This window comes from Psychroserpens sp., assembly GCF_045105015.1.
Lineage (GTDB): Bacteria > Bacteroidota > Bacteroidia > Flavobacteriales > Flavobacteriaceae > Psychroserpens.
On sequence record NZ_JBGCCX010000169.1, the window covers coordinates 1 to 23,321 of the forward strand.

Genomic DNA, 23,321 nt, shown 5'->3' on the forward strand with positions numbered 1-23,321 from the left:
AAAAAAGCATTTTCTGTTTTGGATAACATTAAAATTTCAGAAGACAATAAAGAAGCTTTAAGAGCTTTTGGTAATGATTTAATGACTAGAAATGTCTAATAAACTACCACAAAACTTTGAGGACTTAATTTCAAAAGCTCAAGATTTAGAACTCTACTCAAAATTTATTCAGCAAATTAATAAAGATTTTTTATTAGCTAATATTGACCTAGATTTTGAAACTGATATTTTACCATCAAGTTTAAAATATCTTTTACATGAAGAAATTTTCAAACTCATTCAAAATAAATTTGCTGAGTACCTTAACTTATTATACATCATTGATGTTTCAGAACATAAAATAAAACAGCTAGATGGAAGTGACACCCTAAAATTGTCAGAAAATGTTACTTTTTTAGTTCTTCAACGTGAATGGCAGAAAGTTTGGTTTCGTAAAATGTATTCTTAAAAAAACACTCTTACAAATGGCATGTAAGCATCTGCATAAATGCTTTTTTCTCTACTGTAAAGCAAATCATATCTAATACCGAAGGTTACATTCCCATTACCATAACCAATTCCCATAAATAAAGCTGGATACCAATAATTATCATCTTTATAAATAGAATTTTCAAATTTACGATTCACATTTAGTTGTTCAAATTCTGCTGAAACTTGGAGTTCTCTTATAGGATTGAAAAGTCCGATAAGGCTTCCTCCAAAAATTGTAGATTTAAAAAAATTATCTTGTTTGTTATAAGTAGCATTTAAACCAACTCCTGCAGCAAATTTTGAATTAAACTCATAGATTCCGGTTGGAGAAATCGTACCACTAAAAAATCCGTCGCCAAAACTTAAACCTATTCCACCACCAAAACGTACATGATTCCAAAAGTTATCTGTATCATTCTGATTTTGAGAAAAAGAAGATAAAGAGGATAATAATAAAGTAAAAATAAAGAGACAAGCTTTGTAATTGAAAAGTGAAGAAAAATTCATAATCTAAAATTTGAGTTAAAATACATTTATAAATATACCAAAAAGACACCTATTTTTACTAAATGTTGTATTTTTGACTAAATTTTGTTGAAGCGAAAACGACTTATACCTAATAATGGATAAATATTCCTTTTTAAACGCAGCACACACAGCATACTTTGCTGATTTATACGAACAATACCAAAAAAATCCTGATTCTGTAGAGCCTAGTTGGAGAGCCTTTTTTCAAGGCTACGATTTTGGAAGCGAAAGTTATGGGATGGATGGTGAAATTACCGAAGGTGTTACCACTCAAATTCCTGAGCATGTTCAAAAAGAATTTCAAGTCGTTAAACTCATAGATGGCTACAGAAACAGAGGTCATTTATTTACAAAAACAAACCCTGTTCGCGCAAGAAGAAAGTACGCTCCAACGCTCGAAATTGAAAATTTTGGACTCACTCAAAGTGATCTCAATACTGTATTTTCTGCAGGTGACATTCTAGGTTTAGGTAAAGCTACATTACAAAATATCATTGACCATTTAGAAAGAATTTATTGTGATTCTATTGGTGTTGAGTATATGTACATTAGAAAGCCAGAAGAAATTCAGTGGATACAAAACAAACTGAATATCAATGACAATCAACCACAATTTTCAGCAGAAGAAAAAAAATACATTCTAAAAAAATTAAATGAAGCGGTCTCTTTCGAAAGCTTCTTACATACTAAATATGTTGGTCAAAAACGTTTCTCATTAGAAGGAAACGAGTCTTTAATTCCTGCACTTGATTCACTTATAGAAGGTGCTGCAAATCAAGGTGTTAAAGAATTCGTCATGGGAATGGCACATCGTGGTCGTTTAAGTACGTTAACTAATATCTTCGGAAAATCAGCAAAAGACATTTTCAGTGAGTTTGACGGTAAAGACTATGAACAAGAGGTGTTTGATGGTGATGTTAAATACCATTTAGGTTGGACGAGTAATCGTGTAACTGATGGTGGAAAACAAATCAATTTAAATATTGCACCAAATCCGTCACATCTTGAGACTGTAGGCGCAGTTGTTGAGGGTATTGCTAGAGCGAAACAAGATGATAAATACAGTGAAGATCCTTCTCAAGTTTTACCAATTGTGGTTCATGGTGATGCAGCTATTTCTGGCCAAGGGTTGGTTTATGAACTGGTACAAATGGCTCAATTAGATGGCTACAAAACTAATGGAACCATTCATATTGTCGTTAACAATCAAATTGGATTTACTACAAATTATCTTGATGGTCGATCAAGCACCTACTGTACAGATGTTGGAAAAGTGACCTTATCTCCAGTACTACATGTAAATGCTGATGATGCTGAAGCTGTTGTTCATGCTATGCTATTTGCACTTCATTTTAGAATGAAATTTAAACGTGACGTTTTTATTGATTTACTGGGTTACAGAAAGTATGGGCATAATGAAGGTGACGAACCTCGTTTTACGCAACCAAAATTATACAAGGCTATATCTAAACATCAAAACCCAAGAGATATTTATGCTGCTAAATTACTAGCTGAAGGTGTCATAGATAAGGGCTATGTAGCAGAATTAGAAAAAGCTTATAAAGATAAACTAGAAGTTAAATTAGAAGACTCTAGAAAAATAGACAAAACAGTTATCACACCTTTTATGGAGGATAAATGGGTGGACTTTCAAACGGTTGTTGAAGATAAAATGATGCAACCTATAGATACATCATACTCTAAAGAAAGACTAGAAAAAATCACAAAAGTGATTTCAAATTTACCAGATGATAAAAAATTCATCCGTAAAATAGAACGTCTCGTACAGTCACGTCAAAAAATGTTTGATGAGAATAAACTAGACTGGGCAATGGCTGAGCATTTAGCCTATGGAACCTTGTTAGAAGAAGGTTACGATGTTCGAATTTCTGGTCAGGATGTTGAACGTGGTACGTTTTCACACAGACACGCAGTTGTGAAAGTTGAAGATAGTGAAGAAGAAATATTATTACTGAATAAAATCAGTGACAACCAAGGAAAATTCTATATCTATAATTCTCTGTTATCTGAATATGGTGTAGTTGGTTTTGATTATGGCTATGCTATGGCAAGTCCAAAAACACTAACGATTTGGGAGGCTCAATTTGGTGATTTTAGTAATGGAGCGCAAATCATGCTCGACCAATACATTTCTGCTGCAGAAGACAAATGGAAACTTCAGAACGGTCTGGTAATGTTATTACCTCACGGCTATGAAGGTCAAGGCGCAGAGCATTCCTCTGGTCGAATGGAGCGATACTTGCAATTATGTGCAAAGGATAATATGTTTGTAGTGGACTGCTCGACTCCTGCTAACATGTATCATTTATTGCGTAAACAAATGAAAGCTGAATTTAGAAAACCTTTAATAGTATTTACACCAAAAAGTTTATTGCGTCATCCACTAGTTGTGTCATCAGTTGATGAGTTTGCCAATGGCAGTTTCCAAATGCTCATTGATGATACTACAGTAAAAGCAGATAAAGTAAAAACAATTGTGTTTGTTACTGGGAAATTCTATTATGATTTATTAGACCAACGCGAAACTCTTGAAAGAGATGATATTGCATTGGTTAGAGTAGAACAATTATTTCCTTTACCAGAAAAACATATCAAAGATACTATTGCAAAATATAAAAATGCTAACGATATCGTTTGGGCTCAAGAAGAACCTAGAAATATGGGAGCATACAGTCATATACTTATGCATTTAGATGAAGCGAAATCATTTAGAGCAGCTACTCGAAGACCTTATGGTGCACCTGCTGCTGGAAGCAGTGTACGTTCAAAAAAACGTCATCAAGAAGTAATAGATTATGTATTTGACAAAACCAAAAACAACCAGCGCTAAACAACCCATTTTCTTTATTAATAAAGAATTGACAGAATAAAAAAACAAAACAAACGCTTAAAATAAAATTATAGAACGATGATTTTAGAAATGAAAGTTCCTTCACCAGGAGAATCAATTACAGAAGTTGAAATTGCAGAATGGTTGGTTTCTGATGGTGATTATGTTGAAAAAGATCAGGCCATTGCAGAAGTTGATAGTGATAAAGCTACTTTAGAACTACCTGCAGAAGCTAGCGGAACTATTACACTCAAAGCTGAAGAAGGTGATGCAGTCGAAGTTGGTGCTGTAGTCTGCTTAATAGACACAGCTGCTGAAAAACCAGAAGGTAACGCTGCTGAAAAACCAGCCAAAGAGGAAACAAAAGAAGAAGCTCCAAAAAAAGCTGAATCCAAGCCAACATCTGAAACTAAAACTTATGCTACAGGAACTGCAAGTCCAGCAGCTAAAAAAGTTCTTGCTGAAAAAGGAATTGATACCGCTTCTGTTTCTGGAACAGGAAAAGACGGAAGAATTACTAAAGAAGATGCTGTAAATGCAGTCCCATCAATGGGTACGCCTACAGGTGGAAATCGAGGCACTTCAAGAAGTAAAATGTCTATGCTTCGTCGCAAGGTAGCGGAACGTTTGGTAGAAGCAAAAAATACAACAGCAATGTTAACTACGTTTAACGAAGTTGATATGTCTCCAATTTTTGAATTACGTAAACAATATAAAGAAGACTTTAAAGCAAAGCATGGTGTAAGCCTTGGTTTTATGAGTTTCTTTACATTAGCAGTTGTTCGTGCATTAAAAATGTATCCAGCTGTAAATTCTATGATAGATGGTAAAGAAATGTTGTCGTATGATTTCTGCGATATAAGTATTGCAGTTTCTGGACCAAAAGGCTTGATGGTTCCAGTGATAAGAAATGCTGAAAATTTGAGTTTTAGAGGCGTTGAAGCTGAAGTAAAACGATTAGCAATTCGTGCTCGTGACGGACAAATTACTGTTGATGAAATGACAGGAGGAACTTTTACTATTTCTAATGGAGGTGTTTTTGGAAGCATGTTATCTACACCAATTATCAATCCACCTCAAAGTGGAATTCTTGGAATGCACAACATTGTAGAACGACCAGTTGCTATAGATGGTAAAGTTGAAATTAGACCTATTATGTTTGTAGCACTTTCTTATGACCACAGAATTATTGATGGTAAAGAATCTGTTGGCTTCTTGGTAGCTGTTAAAGAAGCTCTTGAAAATCCAACAGAATTATTGATGAATAATGATATTAAAAAGGCTTTAGAAATGAAAGCCACTTTAAACATATTATACTTAAACTGAAAAAGCGCATCCCTAAGATTTGGAATGCGCTTTTTCTCCCTAATAAAAATAACTAACTAATAACTAAAAAAAATTAACAAGAATATTTACTGTAATGATTACAACAGCGCTAATGATTAAGCCTGAAATAAATATTTTGTTGGTTAGACTTGTTTTATGTTTCATTGTATCCATTGTATTGTGATTTTATTTGTTTTTTGATAAAGTCCTGGGATAAAATATCCCAGAACTTTACACCCTAATAACTAATTATCTTGTTAATTAAGATTAATTAGTTGCTATTCATAATCCCTATATAAATAACATAATGTAAAACTCGGTAATTTAATAGCGCAACACAATACGTAGAACTACGTATATTTCAAAATATAAACATAACACACTGATAAATAAATGTTTGTAATATGTTAAAGTTTTAAATCTCATAAAAAAAAGCTCTAAGTCCGAGAACCTAGAGCCTTTATCCTTTATTTCAAAAGGAAAATTGATTAATAGCATTACAAACTTCGGAATTAAATCAGTACAGCACAATACGTAGAACTACGTATATTTAAATTTTTTGAATAAAAAAACCTTGAATCAATGACAATTCAAGGCTTTTTGTAAAATAACTCTCCCTAAAGAATTAATAGCATAACAAAATTCGCTATTAATTTTACACCAAACAATACGTAGAACTACGTATATTTTCATAAAAATTCTTCCTGCTCTTTTGCGTAGATTGCTATACTATTCGCATTAGAAGATAATTTTAATTTAGATCGAATATGACTTTTGTGCTTTTCAATTGTTCTATTGGAGCAACCTATAATGTCGCCTATTTCCTTAGCTGTTTTGTTTTTTCCAGATAGTTGCAGTACTCTTATTTCAGTTTCTGTAAGCGTTTTTAACTCATCTGGTATTTGCTTAATTTCTAAATATTCAATAAGTTCTGGACTGAAATAAGATTTTTCTTGTAATACATTTGCAATACAATGCTCAACTTCTTCAATGGCAAACTCTTTTAATATATAACCATAAATACCAAGTGATTTTGCCTCGTTGTAAATATCATCACTTTTTTCAAAAGTGATGATAATAATTTTTGTACTAAGGTCTGCTTCTTTACATTTTTTTGCAACTTGCAATCCTGTTAAATAAGGCATTTGTATATCTAAAATCGCTATATCAGGTTGATGTGCATTAATAAGTGTAAAGGCTTCTTTTCCGTTTTTAGCACTGGCAATAACATTAAACTCTTTTTCAAGAAGAAAATCTTTGAGTCCTTTTAAAATTAAGGGATGATCATCTGCAATGATTATAGATGTCGGCATTTGCTATTAATATGAAGGGTTTCTATAAATATAAAAAAAATCTTACAACTTTAGATATAAATACTTTTTTTCATAATCAATTACAGCTTTTCCCTTTTTTAGTATATCTGCTCCAATAATACCGTCAACAGGTTTAGAATTATGACTGGTTAGAGCTGTATTAACATGGGTTAAGTTAAAAAGAATCAATGCTACTTTTTCTCTTTTCCATTGTCCTATATTTAGTTTATTACTTTTTGAAATTTGAGTTAACATATCAGTTGCTCCTGCTCCAGCCGCCTTAATATCACTATCTGTAGCTTCTAATTTAAACGTCTTAACACCTTCAAATCCCACACAAGAGCTAGATGCTCCTGTATCTAAAATAAACAAACCCTTTTGACCATTAATTTTTGCAATAATCTCAAAATGATTAGTTTTTGTTAGGTGTAATTTAATTTTAGTGTACCCTTTGTTTAGTAAAAACTTCTGAAGGCTTTCCATTACATTTCTTTTTTTACAAATATAATCTTATAAAACATTTATTTTTGCATCATGATAATCACAGATACACATACACACTTATATAGTGAAGCTTTTAATGAAGACAGAGATGATATGATTAAACGCGCTTTAGAAACTAAGGTATCTCGGTTTTTTATTCCTGCAATAGATTCTAGTCACACAGAAGCCATGCTTCAACTTGAAAGTGATTATCCAAATCATATGTTTTTGATGATGGGTTTACATCCAACGTCAGTAAAAGCACATTACAAAGAAGAATTACAACATGTTGAAGACATGCTTGCCAAACGCCATTTTTATGCTGTTGGAGAAATTGGTATTGATTTATATTGGGACACTTCAACATTAGAGATTCAAAAAACCGCATTTAAACATCAAATTCAATTAGCAAAACAATATAAGTTACCTATTGTGATTCATTGCAGAGAAGCTTTCAACGAAATTTTTGAAGTCTTAGAAACAGAAAAAGGTGATGATCTTTTTGGAATTTTTCACTGCTTCACTGGTACTTTAGAACAAGCAAATCAAGCCATTTCCTATAATATGAAGTTAGGTATTGGTGGTGTAGCTACCTTCAAAAACGGTAAAATAGATCAGTTTTTAAATCAGATTGATTTGAAACATATTGTATTAGAAACTGACTCACCATATCTCTCACCAAAACCTTATCGAGGAAAGCGTAATGAAAGTTCTTACATCAAAAAAGTTTTGGAGAAATTGTCAGAGATTTATAACGTTTCCGAAGAAAAAATTGCCGAAATTACAACACAAAACTCAAAAGACGTATTTAGTATTTAATCATGTCACAAACACAGCCTAATATTTTATTAATTTACACAGGAGGTACCATTGGTATGATTAAAGATCCTGATTCTGGAGCTTTAAAAGCTTTCGATTTTGAAAATTTATTAGATCGCATTCCTGAGTTGAAGTTATTAGATTGTGACATCAATACTATTTCATTTGATGATCCAATTGATTCTAGTAATATGAATCCTAATTATTGGGTTCAAATTGCTGAAATAATAGAAAGTAATTACTTAGAATTTGATGGTTTTGTCGTTTTACACGGAAGTGATACAATGAGTTATTCTGCTTCAGCATTGAGTTTTATGTTTGAAAATTTAACCAAGCCTATCATTTTTACTGGATCACAATTGCCTATTGGTGACTTAAGAACAGATGCCAAAGAAAATCTAATTACTTCAATACAAATGGCATCGCTTCAAAAAAACGGGAAGCCAGTCATTCGAGAAGTCGGACTTTATTTTGAATACAAACTATATAGAGGTAATCGTACAACAAAACTTAATGCCGAACATTTTGAAGCCTTTGAGTCTTTAAATTATCCGCATTTAGCAGAATCTGGTGTACATTTAAATGTATTTGAAGACTCCTTATTTAAACCTAATGCAAGAAGGAAACTCATAGTTCACAAAGACTTCAATACCAATATTGCGCTTATAAAATTATTTCCTGGTATTTCTAAACCTATCCTAGAAAGCATCTTAAATACTGAAGATTTGAAAGGTGTGGTTTTAGAAACTTATGGTGCAGGAAACACCACAACAAGACAATGGTTTATAGACCTTTTAAAACAAACGATAAAAAAAGGCATTCCAATTATAAACGTAACCCAGTGTTCTGGTGGAAGCGTGATGATGGGACAATATGAAACCAGTTCTCAGTTAAAACAAATAGGATTGATTTCTGGTAAAGATATCACAACCGAAGCTGCATTAACTAAGTTGATGTTTATGCTTGGTGAAAACATTTCAATTAAAACATTTAAAACAATTTTTGAAACATCGCTTCGTGGCGAAATGAGTAAATAGGTTTCAAATTAAAAAGAGAGGTGGCCGAGTGGCTTAAGGCGCACGCTTGGAAAGCGTGTAAACGTTAATAGCGTTTCGAGGGTTCGAATCCCTTCCTCTCTGCGAATACAAATTCACGAAATAAAAAATTTATCCAAACTTGTTTGAGTAAATTTTTGAAGGAGTGAATTTTAATTGCGAAGCAATTAGTATTACTAGCATAACCTTTTGGGATCAACGAAGTTAATCCTAAATTTATCCAAGCTTGCTTGAGTAAATTTTAACATTCTTATTTCTAAAATAGAATTCGAAAGAGAAGTTTTTCACTTACCTTTATGACATGTTCGCTTTAGTAGATTGTAATAACTTTTATGCCTCATGCGAACGCGTTTTTCAACCACAATACAACAATAAACCTGTTGCCATACTTTCAAATAATGATGGTTGTGTAATATCGCGTAGTGATGAAGCCAAAGCTTTGGGTTTACCAATGGGAGCTCCTGCGTTTAAATATGAAGATTTTTTTAAAGCACATAATATTCGTGTATTCTCATCAAACTATCCTTTATATGGAGATATGAGTAGTCGTGTCATGTCTATCTTAGAACAGTTCACACCAGATGTAGAAGTATACAGTATTGATGAAGCTTTTTTACAATTTAAAGGATTTGATAATTATGATTTCGACGATTATGGGCTTCAGATGCGACAACGTATTTTGAAATGGACAGGTATTCCAACATGTGTAGGAATTGCTCCAACGAAAGCCTTGTCAAAAGTTGCTAATAAAATAGCTCGGAAATTTCCGAAGCAAACTAATGGTGTGTATGTTATCAATTCTGAAGAAAAGCGAATCAAAGCCTTAAAATGGACAAAAATAGAATCTGTTTGGGGCATTGGTTATGGGTTACAAAAACGTTTAAAATCAAGACATTGTATTAACGCATATGATTTCACACAACTCAGTGATGAATGGGTAAGAACCAATATGGCAGTAGTTGGATTACGCTTAAAAAAAGAACTTTTAGGGATCCCTACATTGTCATTAGAAGAACCTATTCGACAGAAGAAAGCAATTGCAACAACACGAAGTTTTGAGCACACCTATTCTGATCTTGATAATTTAAAAGAACGCATATCTACTTTCGCAACAAGTTGTACCGAAAAATTACGAAAGCAACACTCTTGTTGCAATATGATCTATATTTTTATAAAAAATAACAGACACAATAAAATAGGAGAACCTTATAAATCTATAAGTACTATTATAAATTTACCTTATCCAACAGACTCCAGTTTAATTATAAGTAAATATGCTACTGAAGCCTTAAAAGATATTTATAAGAAAGGCTTACATTACAAAAAAGCAGGTGTAATATTAATGGGATTAGTACCTAAAAATGAACGACAACTCAACTTATTTATAAAGGAAAACCCAAAACATAAACCACTTATGCAGACTATTGATTATATTAACAGAAAATATGAGTCTCATAAAATAAAGTTAGGTAATCAAGATTTGAAACGTACTTGGAAAATGCGTCAAGAACGATTATCCCCAAAATATACAACCAACATTAACGAAATACTTACAGTAAAATGTCCTTAAAATTCTTAACCCCAAAAAATGCGCTAGAGTTTTATACTCCAGACGACACGCAATCTCTAGACATTGTTCTAGCTCAAACCGGTATTTCGGCTGGATTCCCTTCTCCTGCTGATGATTTCAAAGAAAATAAAATCAGCTTAGATAAAACCCTAGTTAAAAATAAAGAAGCCACATTTTATGCTCGAGTTAGTGGTCAATCTATGATTGGAGCTGGATTAGATGATGGTGATTTATTAGTTGTTGATAAAAGTATAGAACCTACACATAATCAAATTGCAGTCTGTTTTATTGATGGCGAATTTACTGTAAAACGCTTAAAAGTAACCTCTGAAGGTGTCTATCTGCAACCTGAAAACCCTGTTTACGATCCTATTTTAGTTGGAGAGCATAATGACTTTCAAATTTGGGGTATTGTAACGCATGTAATTAAGAGAATGGCATAAAAACAAAAAAAGCTCCAAGAATAATCTAGAAGCTTTTTGTACTCAAGGTGGGAATCGAACCCACACGTCTTGCGACATTGGATTTTGAATCCAACGTGTCTACCAATTCCACCACTTGAGCAATTTTGGACTGCAAAACTATAAAATAATTTATTACAATCCATTAAAAATACTGCTTTTATACTTTTTCAGTAGGAATTAATTCATAAATTTGGGCATCGTTAATTAAGATGATAAAAACACAACAAAACAGTCCTCTTTCCAATGCCAAATTCAGTCACAGAAGCCAAAATTTTCGCATGTAATCAAAGTAAAACACTCGCATTCAAAATAGCTGATTATTTTGGTGTGCCCTTAGGCAATGTCATTACATCAACCTATAGTGATGGTGAGTTTCAACCATCTTATGAAGAGTCTATAAGAGGAACTCGTGTATTTATTATTGGATCTACACATCCTGGTCCAGAAAACTTAATGGAAATGTTATTGATGATTGATGCTGCAAAACGTGCTTCTGCTAGACATATTACTGCTGTTTTACCTTATTTTGGTTGGGCAAGACAAGACAGAAAAGACAAACCAAGAGTTCCTATTGCTGCAAAACTCGTTGCTAAAATGTTAGAAGCAGCTGGTGCAACTCGTATTATAACCATGGATTTACACGCAGATCAAATTCAAGGGTTTTTCGAAAAGCCTGTTGATCATTTGTTTGCATCTACGATATTCTTACCTTATTTAAAAGAACTTAATTTAGATAATCTTACTATCGCTTCTCCAGATATGGGAGGTTCAAAAAGAGCTTACGCATATTCAAAGGCATTAGAAAGTGATGTGGTTATTTGTTATAAACAACGCGCAAAAGCGAATGTAATTTCACACATGGAACTCATTGGTGATGTTACCGGAAAAAATGTAGTCTTAGTTGATGATATGGTAGATACAGCCGGAACATTAACTAAAGCAGCAGATTTAATGATGGAAAAAGGAGCGTTAAGCGTAAGAGCAATCTGTACGCATCCAATATTATCTGGTGATGCTTATAAAAAATTAGACGGTTCCAAACTAGAAGAATTGATAGTCACTGATTCGATTCCTTTAAAACAACAAAACAAAAAAATTAAGGTTTTAAGTTGTGCCGAACTTTTTGCTGACGTGATGCATAATGTACATTATAACAAATCGATAAGCTCTAAATTCATTATGTAATAGAATATAATTCTAGATTATATTACTTTATTTATCTAAGTTAACTTCGAAGCAATTCTATTTGCCAAATTAGTAGCATTTAAAAATTGCTATAAAAGGTAGTACTTTCCAATATATATTACTAAATTTGCAGCCCTCAAAAAGAGGGTTTTACTAAATATTAAATTAAAATTTCAATAATGAAATCAATTACAATCAACGGATCTCAAAGAGAAAGCGTAGGCAAAAAAGCAACAAAAGCCTTACGTAATGCTGGTCAGGTTCCTTGCGTATTATACGGAGGAGACAATAGCATGCATTTCTCAGCACCAGAATTAGCATTCTCTAAACTTGTATATACGCCTAATGCGCATACAGTTGTGATTGCTTTAGATAATGGTAATACTTATGATGCAGTATTACAAGACATTCAATTTCACCCAGTAACAGATAAAATCTTACACGTAGATTTTTATCAGTTATTTGAAGACAAAGAAATCGCTATGGATATTCCTGTACATGTTATCGGAACATCTAAAGGTGTTTTAAATGGTGGTGTACTACGTAAAAACAGACGTAAATTAAGAGTAAAAGCTTTACCTAAAAATTTACCTGATTTCTTAGAAGCTGACATTACACCATTAAAAATTGGTAACAAATTATATGTTACTGCTTTAGAAGGTGAAGGATATTCAATCTTACATTCAGATAACACAGTAGTCGTTCAAATTAAAACAGCTAGAACTGCAGTTATTGATGATGAAGACGATGAAGACGAGCTTGAAGAAGGCGCTGAAGCAACTGCAGAAGGAGGAGATGCTCCAGCAGCAGATGCATCTTCTGACGGTCAAGAATAGAACACACATATTCTTTATACACAAAAAGCATTCTATTTATTTAGAATGCTTTTTTATTTTTACAAAAACTTTACGTTATCTGGACGTTTATAAAAAATCTATTTAATTGGAATTCGGCATCTTTTAATGTCGAAGAGATTGACCCTATGAAAAAATTTCTCATTGTTGGACTTGGTAATATTGGAAGCCAATATGCTAACACAAGACATAATATTGGTTTTAAAGTTTTAGATGCTTTAGCTGAAAAAGAAGACCTTAAATTTGAAACACAAAAACTTGGTGATCTGACAACATATAGATTTAAAGGAAGAACTTTTATTCTCTTAAAGCCTAGTACATTTATGAATTTAAGCGGAAAAGCTGTTCTTTATTGGTTAACTAAAGAGAAAATTCCATTAGAAAACTTACTTATCATTACCGACGATCTTAATCTTCCTTTTGGTAGTCTTCGCTTAAAAACTAAAGGAAGTGATGGTGGTCACAATGGTTTAAAAGATATTCAAGACAAACTACAATCAACTAAATACAATAGATTTAGGTTTGGTATTAGCGACGTATTTAGCAAGGGAAGGCAAGTAGATTATGTTTTAGGAGAATGGACAGATGAAGAATCTGATAAATTAAAAGAACGGTTAGATAAATCTATAGAGCTCATAAAATCTTTTGGTACAGCTGGCATTAGTAACACCATGAATACGTTTAATGGAAAATAAAAAGAGAGGCTAATTAGCCTCTCTTTAATTTTTCACAATAACTGTTTACGACTAGTCGATTATAATTCGCTTAGTTATTTTATTGTTTCCATTTTCTATCGTAACAAGATACACACCAGATTGAGCATTATCAAGATTAACGGTTTGATTAAACGTTGTTGAACTTTCGTATATGTTCTTAAAAATCTGTCTTCCTCTAATATCAAATACTGAAATATTAACATCTTCAAAATTAGAATTATTGATTAAAACATTAAACGTTCCTTTATTCGGATTCGGATAAATTACAAAATCTGATAGGCTATGAGTTTCTTCATCAATTGAAAGGGTTTGTTCTATACAGAGTTCTAAAGTAAATTCTAAAATTTGTCCACCATCTGCAAAACTAAAATCATCATCGACAGACAAAGTCCAATCACCTCCAGACATTTCACCATAAAGTGTAGATAAATTCCCTTCAGGAATAAAAGTTCCAGTAAATGGAGAAACACCAGCTGTAATATTCGTAGTTCCTTCCTGATCAAAAACAGTATCTACATAATCCGTATCATTATCATTCCCGTTATCAGTTGATAATTCTATAGCTGTTCCTGTTGGACTAATTAAAAATATATCTAAATCATTATTCCAATCATGTTGAATGTTTATAGTAACATTAACATCAGAAATTAAAGCATCATTAGGAACATTTATAACAGAAGTATAAGTATCTGTGCCATTACCAGTTTGTAAAATATCAATTGGTAAATCTGTTGCACTAAAAAAATTACATGAAATATTTGCTGTTGTAAAACTAAATGTTGAAGATGCTGAAGCAGTACCACATAAATTAGATGCCGTAACTCTCCAATAATACAATGTACTTGTATTCAAACTACTTGCAGTATAAGATGTCGTTTGTACAGTTGCACTATCAACAATATTTGTAAAACTAATATCTGAAGCAATTTCAACAAGATAATCTTGAGCATTATTACTTCCAGTCCACATTAACTCTGGTTCAGTGCCTAAATCTACAGCGCCATTTGAAGGTGAGGACAATATTGCCGCATTAACTGAATTAGTAAAAACATTCATTGTTAAATCTATACTTTGTGTAATCGCTCCAGAAGCAGCTTCAAAAGCAAAAGCATAACTTCCAACAGCTAAGCTTCCTGTACCATTAATAGTTATCGTACCTGTTGTATCGTTAGTAGTAGAAGTTGGGTTTATTGTAGCTGAAGTACCTACTGGCAATCCTGTTACCGAAAAATTTGTTGTTCCACTAAACCCTAGGAATGTATTATAGGTAAAATTGTATACAGGGTTATTTGGTTGACAAATATCTAATTCTGTATTATCAACTGCAATAACAAATTCTGATTCTGAAATACTAAAATTAGAAGTGTTAACAGCATAAAATATATTGTTATTCCCTTCAACTATAATTCTAGCCATTGAAGTATCTCCTCCACCAGTAATTGGCACAGTAACACTCTGTGAACCATCATTTGGCACATCAGAAGCTAATGTAAAAGGAAATGTTAGACCTCCATCAACAGACAATAATATATTCACAGTTGGTGTGTTTACGTTTCCTGTATCTGTACCAGCCACATCCCAAGTAATTGTTTGAGTTGATCCTGCATCCCAATTTTCATTTGTAGTTTGAGAAGTTACTATAAAAGGCCCACTCACATTATCAACAGTAACAGTCATTGTATCAAAATCAGATTGCGGTGTTTGCCCTACACCTCCAGCTTCTGATCGATCTCTTACAGTTAAAGCAAAATTTAAATCTCTTCCGACGGTAGATACTGTTTCCCATGAAGTATTATCTACAGTTTCTACTGGATTTGTTTCAGTAAGCTCGCCATCTAAAACACGTTCAAGAATTGGCATATATCTATTTGGTGTAATACTTGGTGGTCTTGACCTCCAAACTGCTCCAGTAGTTTTTGTTGGTCCAAAATTATTATTATTAGTCACACCATCATCTATTTGTTCCCAACAATATGTTAATACATCTGAACCATTTGCATCTGTTGCATCTCCTTTTAGTATGAAAGCAGTTCCATTTGGAATTGTATAATCAATACCAGCATTTGCAACAGGAGGAGCATTTGTAATATTAGTAGTCGCTGCACAATTATTGGGTGCAGAAGATACATTCGTTAAAATTTGACTTATAGAAAAATAGTGAAAATATGGATCACTGTGATCTTGCACATCGTTTCCACCAGTTATTCCTGAATAACCCATAATCGTTGTTCCACTTCCTGGCTCAGCATTTACCCCTGTTCCTTCACTAAAATTTGAATACGTATGATTTGCTCCCATTTGATGTCCAATTTCATGAGGCACATAATCAATGTCAAAAAAGTCTGCCATATAAGGTCCACCATCATTATCCTGAAATGAATGTGCAGAAAACCCACTTCCTTTTCCACTTTCACAAACACATCCTATACAGCCAGCATTTCCATTATTTCCAGCGAATTGCAATAAATGTCCTATATCATAATCAGACTCTCCTACTGTAGCTGTCAAATTACTTTGTAAGTCTCCATTTAAATTTCCTCCGTAAGGATCTGTTCCAGAATACACGATATCTATTGCAGGATCATCAACGGTATCAACTAATAAAAAGGTGATTGCCATATCAACTTCAAACACCTCATTTGTTCTATTTAATGTAGATATCATTGCTGCTAATGCGTCTTGTTGAGGATTACCATTACCTGCGTTTCCATCATCCCAAAATCCTGTATATTCTGATGTTGTAGACATTGCCATTCGATAAGTTCTTAATAATTGATCGTTGGCATCTCTTCCTAAAGCTGGTGTAGCTGATCTTGAAAAGACCTCTAAGTCTTCCGTTAAACATTCAAAGGTCTCAGAAGAATTAATTTGTGCATCTCTGTTATAAATTAAATACTGACCATTAGATATTTTAGTAACAGGTTGAATGTAGAATACATTTTTATTTGGTTCAGAAATCATTGCATTCAAACCTAAAGGAGTTACACTAAATCTTACACGAGTACCAGAGCCGTCAGTTCTTGAGCCTAAATAAGTTTTAATATTTGGGTGTGAATTAGCTCCTTCTTCTGAAGAAAATATTGCAGTTTCAACAATTCTGAATGGCTCTAACTCTCCTTTGATATTAGGAAACTTGATAATTGTATTTGACTGTCCATTTGATTCATTTCTGTGAGGCGCATCAAGTAATTGCTGTTTTAACACTTCAACATTTAGTTGAAAAACGGAATAATTTTTTGAATCTAAATGCTCTAATGAGACATTATTTGTTCCATTTCGAAACTCTGAGACTTCCCAAGCCCTATCTTGAGCAACAAGAGAAAATGTTGCAAAAAATAAAATTAAAAATCTGGTTAAGTGGAGATTAGTTTTCATAGTATTTTTTTAAAAATTTCCTAAAGATAATCTATATAAAATAGATGTAAAAAAAAGAGGCTTAAAAAGCCTCTTTTTTGAAATATGTAACTTGAATTATTCTACAACAATTCTTTTAGTAACTTTATTATTTCCGTCGTTAACAGTAACTAAATACATTCCAGCTTGAACATTGTTTAATTGTATTTGTTGACTGAAATCTGATGAATTAGTGTAAGAGTTTTCGAATATTCTTCGACCTCTAATATCATAAACATCTACTTCAATATCATTTCCTGAGTTAGAATTTAATTTGATAGTGAACTCACCTTTATTTGGGTTTGGAAAGATTACAAAATTGTCCAATTCAAATTCAGAAACACTAAATGTACCCTCAAGACAAAGCTCGATTTCAAAATTTGTTAGGTTTCCACCATCATCAGTAAAATTATCAGTGATCGTTAATACCCAATCTCCAGCAGACATCTCTCCATATATTGAAGATAAATCTCCTTCAGGAATATATAATCCTGTAAAAATATTGTTAGCTGGTGTTTCTCCTGCTATGGCAGTTGTTGCCTCTTGGTCAAAAATAGTACCTTGATATTCTCCAGGACCGTTAACTCCATTAACGGAAGTAAGCTCTACTTCTGTTCCTTCCGGACTTGTAATTGTAGCAACGATATCACGAATCCAAGTGTGATCTATTGAAAAAGATACATTTATGTCATCGATTGGTAAATCTTCAGTAACTGTAATTGTTGACGTATACATTTGACCACCAGCTCCATCAGAGATAATGATAGGTGTATCAGTAGCAACATAATCATCACACTCCACTGTTGAACAATTGTTATCTAAAACAACATCTACAGTTTCTGTCACAGAATTTGATGTACCAGTTACAGTAATTGTATATGAACCTAAAGCAGTAGCTCCAATATTTCCTAAAGTCATTGTAAAACTACCATCGTCATTTAAAGATGTTGGACTAAAAGTAACTGTAGAACCTACTGGTTGTCCAGAAGCAGAAAATGTAGTTGTTTCATTAAAGTCTAACAACGTTGTATAAGTTAAATTGAAAGTAGCTTGTGTATCTGTTGTTGGGCAACTTGATACTGGACTGTTATTAGCTGTAAGCGTAAATCCTGGGTCAGCAGACAAACATGTATTTGGTTTAAAAGCTGGTGCTAAATTAGCAGTGATGTATGCTTCAGCTTGATTCATTTGTTGAGGTGTAAACATATACATACACGCATCATTCACGTAATCCATATAGTTCATATGCAGTACTGCATTCCCACAAGACATTTGAGAACCAGCAGGTGGGCAACCATAAGTTTCTTGACCTGTATTAGGTGTATCGGTAAAACCATCATCAGCAGCACAAGATGGAGCACCAGGTCCCCAAGGATGATCTAAACTGAAAAAATGTCCTAATTCATGAGTAGTTGTTCTACCAAGGTTGTATGGAGCTCCAGGAACAACTCCAGAAGCTGGACATCCTGCGCCTGAACCGAAAGCAAAGGTGTTTAGAACTACTGCTCCACCATTAGCTACACTACCTCCTCCAGGTGAATATCCTAACAATCCTCCAATTGGTTTAACTAAAAAGTTCATGTATCCTTGGAAATTAGCATCAAATTCTGGAAACCCACTTCCATTAGCAAAATTATAACCAATAGTTACAGCAGGTTGCCCTTCAATTAATTGTGATACTGCTGCAGGGTGATTTGATGTCGCTAAACAAAATTCAACATTAGCAGATCCAGGTGAAAGTGATGAAGGATAGCTAGCCGATGCAGCATTCCAAAGAGAAATATCAGAATTAGATGCTGTATAATCAGCATTTAAAATATCTATTTGATTTTGCGCTAAAGCTTCTAAACAAGCTCTATCTCCTGTATTTCCATTAGGAAAATGTACAGCAACAGGTATTTGAATTGTAGCTCCTCCTCTGGCATTAAAGTCTGTATTTAATCGTCTGTTAATCTCAGCTCTAAGTCTCGCTTGATTTTCTTCATATTCTTTAGCGTAAACTGGGTCTTTGAGCATCTCTTCCATATACTCGACCATACCACAAGTACGATCTTGTGAATAGCCAGTCACAGCAAGTAAAAGCGCTAGAACAGTGAAAATTGATTTAAAAGTAAAGTTCTTCATTTTTGTTTGTATTAGTTTAAAATTTTCTTAATCACTAATTTTTTGATAATAGTGATCCCAAAGCTAATGAAATCATATGATTTTTTATGTTTTTTTTAACAAAAATTCAAGTTTTTAGCTTCTGGCACACCGATTATGTCGTAAAGAAAACCTCAAACTTTCAAAAGTTAAAAAATGCTTTATACAATATTTTATATGTTTTATCATAATGGCTACTTTTACAAAAAAAATCAGATTTGAAACTTTTCGATAATCAAAAATCATATACTAAGCACCCTTCAGTAATTACCATTGGCACATTTGATGGTGTTCATGTTGGTCATCAAAAGATTATTGAACAATTGACTAAAGTAGGTTTAAAAAAAAATCTTCAATCTGTTGTATTAACATTCTTTCCTCATCCAAGAATGGTACTTCAAAAGGACACAAATATTAAACTCTTAAATACAATTGATGAACGTAAAACATTGCTTTCAAAATTAAACCTTGAAGCACTAGTTGTTAAAACGTTCACCCTTGATTTCGCCAATCTTTCAGCAAGAGATTATGTAAAAACTATTTTGGTAGACGAATTAAATGCCAAGCACATTATCATTGGTTACGACCATCATTTTGGAAAAAATAGGAGTGCAAACATCGAAGATTTAAAACGCTTTGGAAAAGAATTCGGATTTGAAGTTGAAGAAATTTCTGCTCAGGATATTAAAGATGTTGCCGTAAGCTCTACAAAAATTAGAAATGCACTTTCTGAAGGTGATATAACAACCGCTAATTCCTATTTAGGAACTCCATATTTCTTCTCAGGAATTGTTGTTAGAGGCAAAGGAATCGGTAAACAAATTGAATTTCCTACAGCAAATATTCACATAAAGGAAGATTATAAACTCATTCCTAAAAATGGTGTGTATATAGTCAGGTCATCCATAGATAACAAGAATGTTTATGGCATGATGAATATTGGTACTAATCCTACTGTGGATGGAGAAAACCGATCTATCGAAGTTCATTTTTTCAATCTTAACAAAGATCTTTACAGTTTAAATCTCAAGGTAGAAATTTTAAATCGCCTTAGAAGCGAGCGTAAATTTGAGTCCATTGAACACCTAAAAGAACAGCTTAAATTAGATCAAGAACAAGCTTTGGAGTTTTTAAAACGCTATGAATAAATTATTGTTTAAGCATATCGACAACAGCGCTCTAATTGTTTTTAGAATGGTTTTTGGTGCATTAATTGCCTTAGAAAGTTTTGGTGCAATTGTTACAGGTTGGATTACAAAAACGCTTATTGAGCCTAAATTTACATTTAACTTCATTGGTCTTGATTGGCTTCAACCTTTACCAGGATCTTGGATGTACGTGTATTACGGAATTATGGGAATCCTTGGGATTCTTATCATGATTGGTTATAAGTATCAATTAAGTATGTTGAGCTTTACAGTACTTTGGGCTGGAGTATATTTCATGCAAAAATCATCCTACAATAATCATTATTATTTTCTGATGATTTTAAGTGCAGCTATGACTGTAATGCCAGCCCACAAATATGCTTCTGTCGACGCAAAACACAATCCGAGTATAAAAAGTAATGCGATGCCAAATTGGTGCAGATTGTATTTCTTTTTTCAACTTTTTATATTATATACTTATGCTTCAATTGCTAAAATGTATCCAGATTGGATAAACCTTACGGTTCCTAAATTATTAATGCAAAGCAAACAACATTATGTTTTAGTTGGTGATCTTCTTCAGCTTAATTTGATACATTATTTTATTGCTTATGGTGGTATTTTATTTGACGGATTGATAATTCCGTTATTACTATGGAAACCTACTCGGAAGTATGCCTTTTTTGCTTCTATCTTTTTTCACTTATTTAACTCCTTTATTTTTCAAGTTGGAATATTTCCGTATTTATCATTAGCATTTTCAGTATTCTTTTTTGAACCAAAATTTGTTCAAAATATATTCTTAAAAAGAAAAGTGTTTTATGATCTTAGAGAGATTAACACTCCAAGTTATGCTTCAATATTTAAAACTATTTTTCTAGCTTATTTCATTATTCAAATTGCACTTCCTTTAAGACATCATTTTATTGAAGATAATGTTTTATGGACAGAGGAAGGCCACAGAATGTCATGGCGAATGATGCTTCGAACAAAAAATAGCACGACAACATTTTCGGTTATTGATAAGGCAACTAATAATTCGACAAGAATTAATTTAAGTGATTATCTTTCTAAAAAACAACAAAAAACTGTAGGTTCAAAACCCGATGTTATTTGGCAATTTGCACAACGCCTTAAAAAAGAATACGCCAAAGATGGAATTGATGTAGCTGTTTATGTTAGAGCTTTTGTAAGTGTTAATGGTAAACCAAGTCAGCAACTTATTGATCCAGAAGTTGATCTAGCTTCTGTGAATTGGCATCCCTTTAAACATCAAGATTGGATTTTACCTTCAAAACTAGACGAGAATAACTGACAATTTATTAAATTTGCGGCTTAAAATTTACCGCATGTTACAAGTTGCTTTTATTAGAGAACACAAAGAAGACGTCATAGAAAGATTGGCTAAACGAAATATTGATGCCACTCAAATGATAGAAGAGGTGATTTCATTAGATGAGAATCGAAGAGGACTTCAAACTCAATTAGATAATACCCTTGCAGAATCTAATAGTATTTCAAAAGAAATAGGTGATTTGTTCAAATCTGGAAAAGCAGCTGAAGCTAATGTTTTAAAAGAAAAAACAATTCAACTAAAGGAAGACAAAACAACTTTAAGCAGTAAATTAGAAGCCACAGCAGAAGAACTTAAGGTTTTACTTTATAAAATACCAAATGTTCCACACCAAAGTGTTCCTAAAGGAAATTCAGAAGAAGACAATGAAGAAATTTTTTCTGAAGGTGATATTCCAAAACTTCATGAAGGGGCAATTCCACATTGGGAATTAGCGAAAAAACATGATATTATAGATTTTGAACTTGGTAACAAAATATCTGGATCTGGATTCCCAGTTTACAAAGGTAAAGGAGCAAGATTACAACGTGCATTGATTGCTTATTTTTTAGATAAAAATACAGCAGCTGGCTATACTGAATACCAATTACCTCACTTGGTCAATGAAGCTTCGTGTTATGGTACTGGACAATTACCAGACAAAGAAGGTCAGATGTATCATGACTCACGTGATAATTTATATCTTATTCCTACAGCAGAAGTTCCTGGAACAAATGTCTTTAGAGACGTTTTATTAGCTGAAAGTGATTTACCAATTGGAATTACAGGCTATACACCTTGCTTCAGAAGAGAAGCAGGTAGTTATGGTGCACATGTAAGAGGCCTTAACCGACTGCATCAATTTGACAAAGTCGAAATTATTCGTGTTGAGCATCCAGATAATTCATACAAAGCTTTTGAAGGCATGGTTGAACATGTAAAAGAAATATTACGTGAATTAAAGCTACCTTATAGAATTTTACGTTTATGCGGTGGAGACACAGGTTTTCCTGCTGCAATGACCTATGATTTTGAAGTCTTTTCAACGGCTCAAGATCGATGGTTAGAAATCTCTTCTGTATCAAATTTTGAAACGTATCAAGCTAATAGATTAAAACTTCGTTTTAAAAATAGCGATGGAAAAAATGAATTAGCTCATACTTTAAATGGAAGTTCACTTGCACTCCCAAGAGTTCTTGCTGGTATTTTAGAAAATTACCAAACCGAAGATGGCATCCAAATTCCAGAAGTTTTAATTCCTTATACAGGATTCGATAAAATCTAGTTTTGTAAGAATTTTCATATAATTGTTCGTTTAAATGCTAAAAAAACACGTTGTTCAACGATTTTTTAGCAAATTCTTTTGTTTTTCAGATAAAAATAAAGAAGTTAGTATTCCAAATCACTATTAACCTACTTATTATGAAAAATATCAAACGAATTGTACTTCTAGTAACTTTGATTGTTATGGCAAGTAAAGTATTACTGTAAAAACCCTAAATCTAGTTTTAGATAATCTCGAAATAGCAACAGCAGAATAATTGAATCATTTTTATACAATGATTAATAGCACATTTATTTTGATTGGTAATGCCTAAACTCACGTTTAGGCATTTTTTTATAAAAACATTCACAATATGTAAGTACAGCATAAGTTATATTTACATAAA

General features: G+C 32.8%; 18 protein-coding genes and 2 tRNA genes. 14 read left to right on the plus strand and 6 right to left on the minus strand.

Features of this window, described 5'->3' with window-relative positions:
- Positions 1-91 precede the first annotated feature (91 nt).
- Positions 92-448, plus strand: a complete 357-nt coding sequence (locus AB8B90_RS13030; RefSeq protein WP_405337636.1) for a hypothetical protein — start codon at positions 92-94, stop codon at positions 446-448.
- Here the strand turns inward: AB8B90_RS13030 and AB8B90_RS13035 are convergent.
- Complete coding sequence (locus AB8B90_RS13035) at positions 445-978, minus strand: alpha-ketoglutarate decarboxylase (protein WP_405337639.1); 534 nt, start codon at positions 976-978, stop codon at positions 445-447. The genes AB8B90_RS13030 and AB8B90_RS13035 overlap by 4 nt on opposite strands.
- Before the next feature lie 115 nt (positions 979-1,093).
- Between AB8B90_RS13035 and AB8B90_RS13040 the strand changes: the two genes are divergently transcribed.
- Both AB8B90_RS13040 and odhB read left to right on the plus strand, forming a co-directional pair.
- Positions 1,094-3,850 (plus strand): 2-oxoglutarate dehydrogenase E1 component, encoded by a 2,757-nt coding sequence (locus AB8B90_RS13040; RefSeq protein ID WP_405337642.1) that lies wholly within the window; start codon positions 1,094-1,096, stop codon positions 3,848-3,850.
- Positions 3,851-3,928: 78 nt separating this feature from the next.
- The gene (odhB, locus tag AB8B90_RS13045) at positions 3,929-5,176 is read left to right on the plus strand and encodes a 2-oxoglutarate dehydrogenase complex dihydrolipoyllysine-residue succinyltransferase (RefSeq protein ID WP_405337645.1); all 1,248 of its coding nucleotides are present in this window, start codon (positions 3,929-3,931) and stop codon (positions 5,174-5,176) included.
- A gap of 689 nt (positions 5,177-5,865) precedes the next feature.
- On the opposite strand, the gene AB8B90_RS13050 is transcribed toward odhB, so the two are convergent.
- Positions 5,866-6,489, minus strand: coding sequence for a response regulator (locus AB8B90_RS13050; RefSeq protein WP_405337648.1), 624 nt, complete (start codon positions 6,487-6,489; stop codon positions 5,866-5,868).
- 42 nt (positions 6,490-6,531) lie between these two features.
- The gene (locus AB8B90_RS13055; protein WP_405337651.1) at positions 6,532-6,972 is read right to left on the minus strand and encodes a retropepsin-like aspartic protease; all 441 of its coding nucleotides are present in this window, start codon (positions 6,970-6,972) and stop codon (positions 6,532-6,534) included.
- Between the two features lie 51 nt (positions 6,973-7,023).
- Between AB8B90_RS13055 and AB8B90_RS13060 the strand changes: the two genes are divergently transcribed.
- The 5 genes from AB8B90_RS13060 to AB8B90_RS13080 all read left to right on the plus strand — a co-directional run bounded on the left by AB8B90_RS13060 (position 7,024) and on the right by AB8B90_RS13080 (position 10,859).
- Complete coding sequence (locus AB8B90_RS13060; RefSeq protein WP_405337654.1) at positions 7,024-7,791, plus strand: TatD family hydrolase; 768 nt, start codon at positions 7,024-7,026, stop codon at positions 7,789-7,791.
- Positions 7,792-7,793: 2 nt separating this feature from the next.
- Entirely contained in the window at positions 7,794-8,828 is a 1,035-nt protein-coding gene (locus AB8B90_RS13065; protein WP_405337657.1) for an asparaginase, read from the plus strand.
- A gap of 14 nt (positions 8,829-8,842) precedes the next feature.
- A tRNA-Ser gene (locus AB8B90_RS13070) sits at positions 8,843-8,930 on the plus strand.
- A gap of 217 nt (positions 8,931-9,147) precedes the next feature.
- Entirely contained in the window at positions 9,148-10,416 is a 1,269-nt protein-coding gene (locus AB8B90_RS13075) for a Y-family DNA polymerase (RefSeq protein ID WP_405337660.1), read from the plus strand.
- Entirely contained in the window at positions 10,407-10,859 is a 453-nt protein-coding gene (locus AB8B90_RS13080; RefSeq protein ID WP_405337663.1) for a LexA family protein, read from the plus strand. The genes AB8B90_RS13075 and AB8B90_RS13080 overlap by 10 nt, the downstream gene beginning before the upstream one ends.
- 39 nt (positions 10,860-10,898) lie before the next feature.
- On the opposite strand, the gene AB8B90_RS13085 is transcribed toward AB8B90_RS13080, so the two are convergent.
- Positions 10,899-10,980: transfer RNA gene (locus AB8B90_RS13085), tRNA-Leu, on the minus strand.
- A gap of 143 nt (positions 10,981-11,123) precedes the next feature.
- Here AB8B90_RS13085 and AB8B90_RS13090 point away from each other — a divergent pair.
- The 3 genes from AB8B90_RS13090 (at position 11,124) to pth (ending at position 13,614) form a co-directional block, all read left to right on the plus strand.
- Entirely contained in the window at positions 11,124-12,065 is a 942-nt protein-coding gene (locus AB8B90_RS13090) for a ribose-phosphate pyrophosphokinase (protein WP_405337666.1), read from the plus strand.
- 179 nt (positions 12,066-12,244) lie between these two features.
- Complete coding sequence (locus tag AB8B90_RS13095; RefSeq protein WP_405337668.1) at positions 12,245-12,901, plus strand: 50S ribosomal protein L25/general stress protein Ctc; 657 nt, start codon at positions 12,245-12,247, stop codon at positions 12,899-12,901.
- A 146-nt stretch (positions 12,902-13,047) separates the two neighbouring features.
- Positions 13,048-13,614 carry an aminoacyl-tRNA hydrolase gene (gene pth / locus AB8B90_RS13100; RefSeq protein WP_405337671.1) on the plus strand — a complete coding sequence of 189 codons (567 nt, stop codon included), beginning with the start codon at positions 13,048-13,050 and terminating at the stop codon, positions 13,612-13,614.
- Between the two features lie 51 nt (positions 13,615-13,665).
- Here pth and AB8B90_RS13105 read toward each other — a convergent pair whose 3' ends face one another.
- The gene (locus tag AB8B90_RS13105) at positions 13,666-17,010 is read right to left on the minus strand and encodes a reprolysin-like metallopeptidase (protein WP_405337674.1); all 3,345 of its coding nucleotides are present in this window, start codon (positions 17,008-17,010) and stop codon (positions 13,666-13,668) included.
- A gap of 96 nt (positions 17,011-17,106) precedes the next feature.
- Complete coding sequence (locus AB8B90_RS13110; protein WP_405337677.1) at positions 17,107-19,152, minus strand: T9SS type A sorting domain-containing protein; 2,046 nt, start codon at positions 19,150-19,152, stop codon at positions 17,107-17,109.
- A 236-nt stretch (positions 19,153-19,388) separates the two neighbouring features.
- Between AB8B90_RS13110 and AB8B90_RS13115 the strand changes: the two genes are divergently transcribed.
- Genes AB8B90_RS13115 through serS form a run of 3 tightly spaced genes read left to right on the plus strand, consistent with a single transcriptional unit; the run spans position 19,389 to position 22,936 of the window.
- Positions 19,389-20,318: a bifunctional riboflavin kinase/FAD synthetase gene (locus AB8B90_RS13115; RefSeq protein ID WP_405337680.1), complete on the plus strand. Its 930-nt coding sequence runs from the start codon at positions 19,389-19,391 to the stop codon at positions 20,316-20,318.
- Positions 20,311-21,633: an HTTM domain-containing protein gene (locus AB8B90_RS13120; RefSeq protein WP_405337683.1), complete on the plus strand. Its 1,323-nt coding sequence runs from the start codon at positions 20,311-20,313 to the stop codon at positions 21,631-21,633. The genes AB8B90_RS13115 and AB8B90_RS13120 overlap by 8 nt, the downstream gene beginning before the upstream one ends.
- Positions 21,634-21,667: 34 nt before the next feature.
- Positions 21,668-22,936 carry a serine--tRNA ligase gene (gene serS, locus AB8B90_RS13125; RefSeq protein ID WP_405337686.1) on the plus strand — a complete coding sequence of 423 codons (1,269 nt, stop codon included), beginning with the start codon at positions 21,668-21,670 and terminating at the stop codon, positions 22,934-22,936.
- The last annotated feature ends 385 nt before the right edge of the window (positions 22,937-23,321 follow it).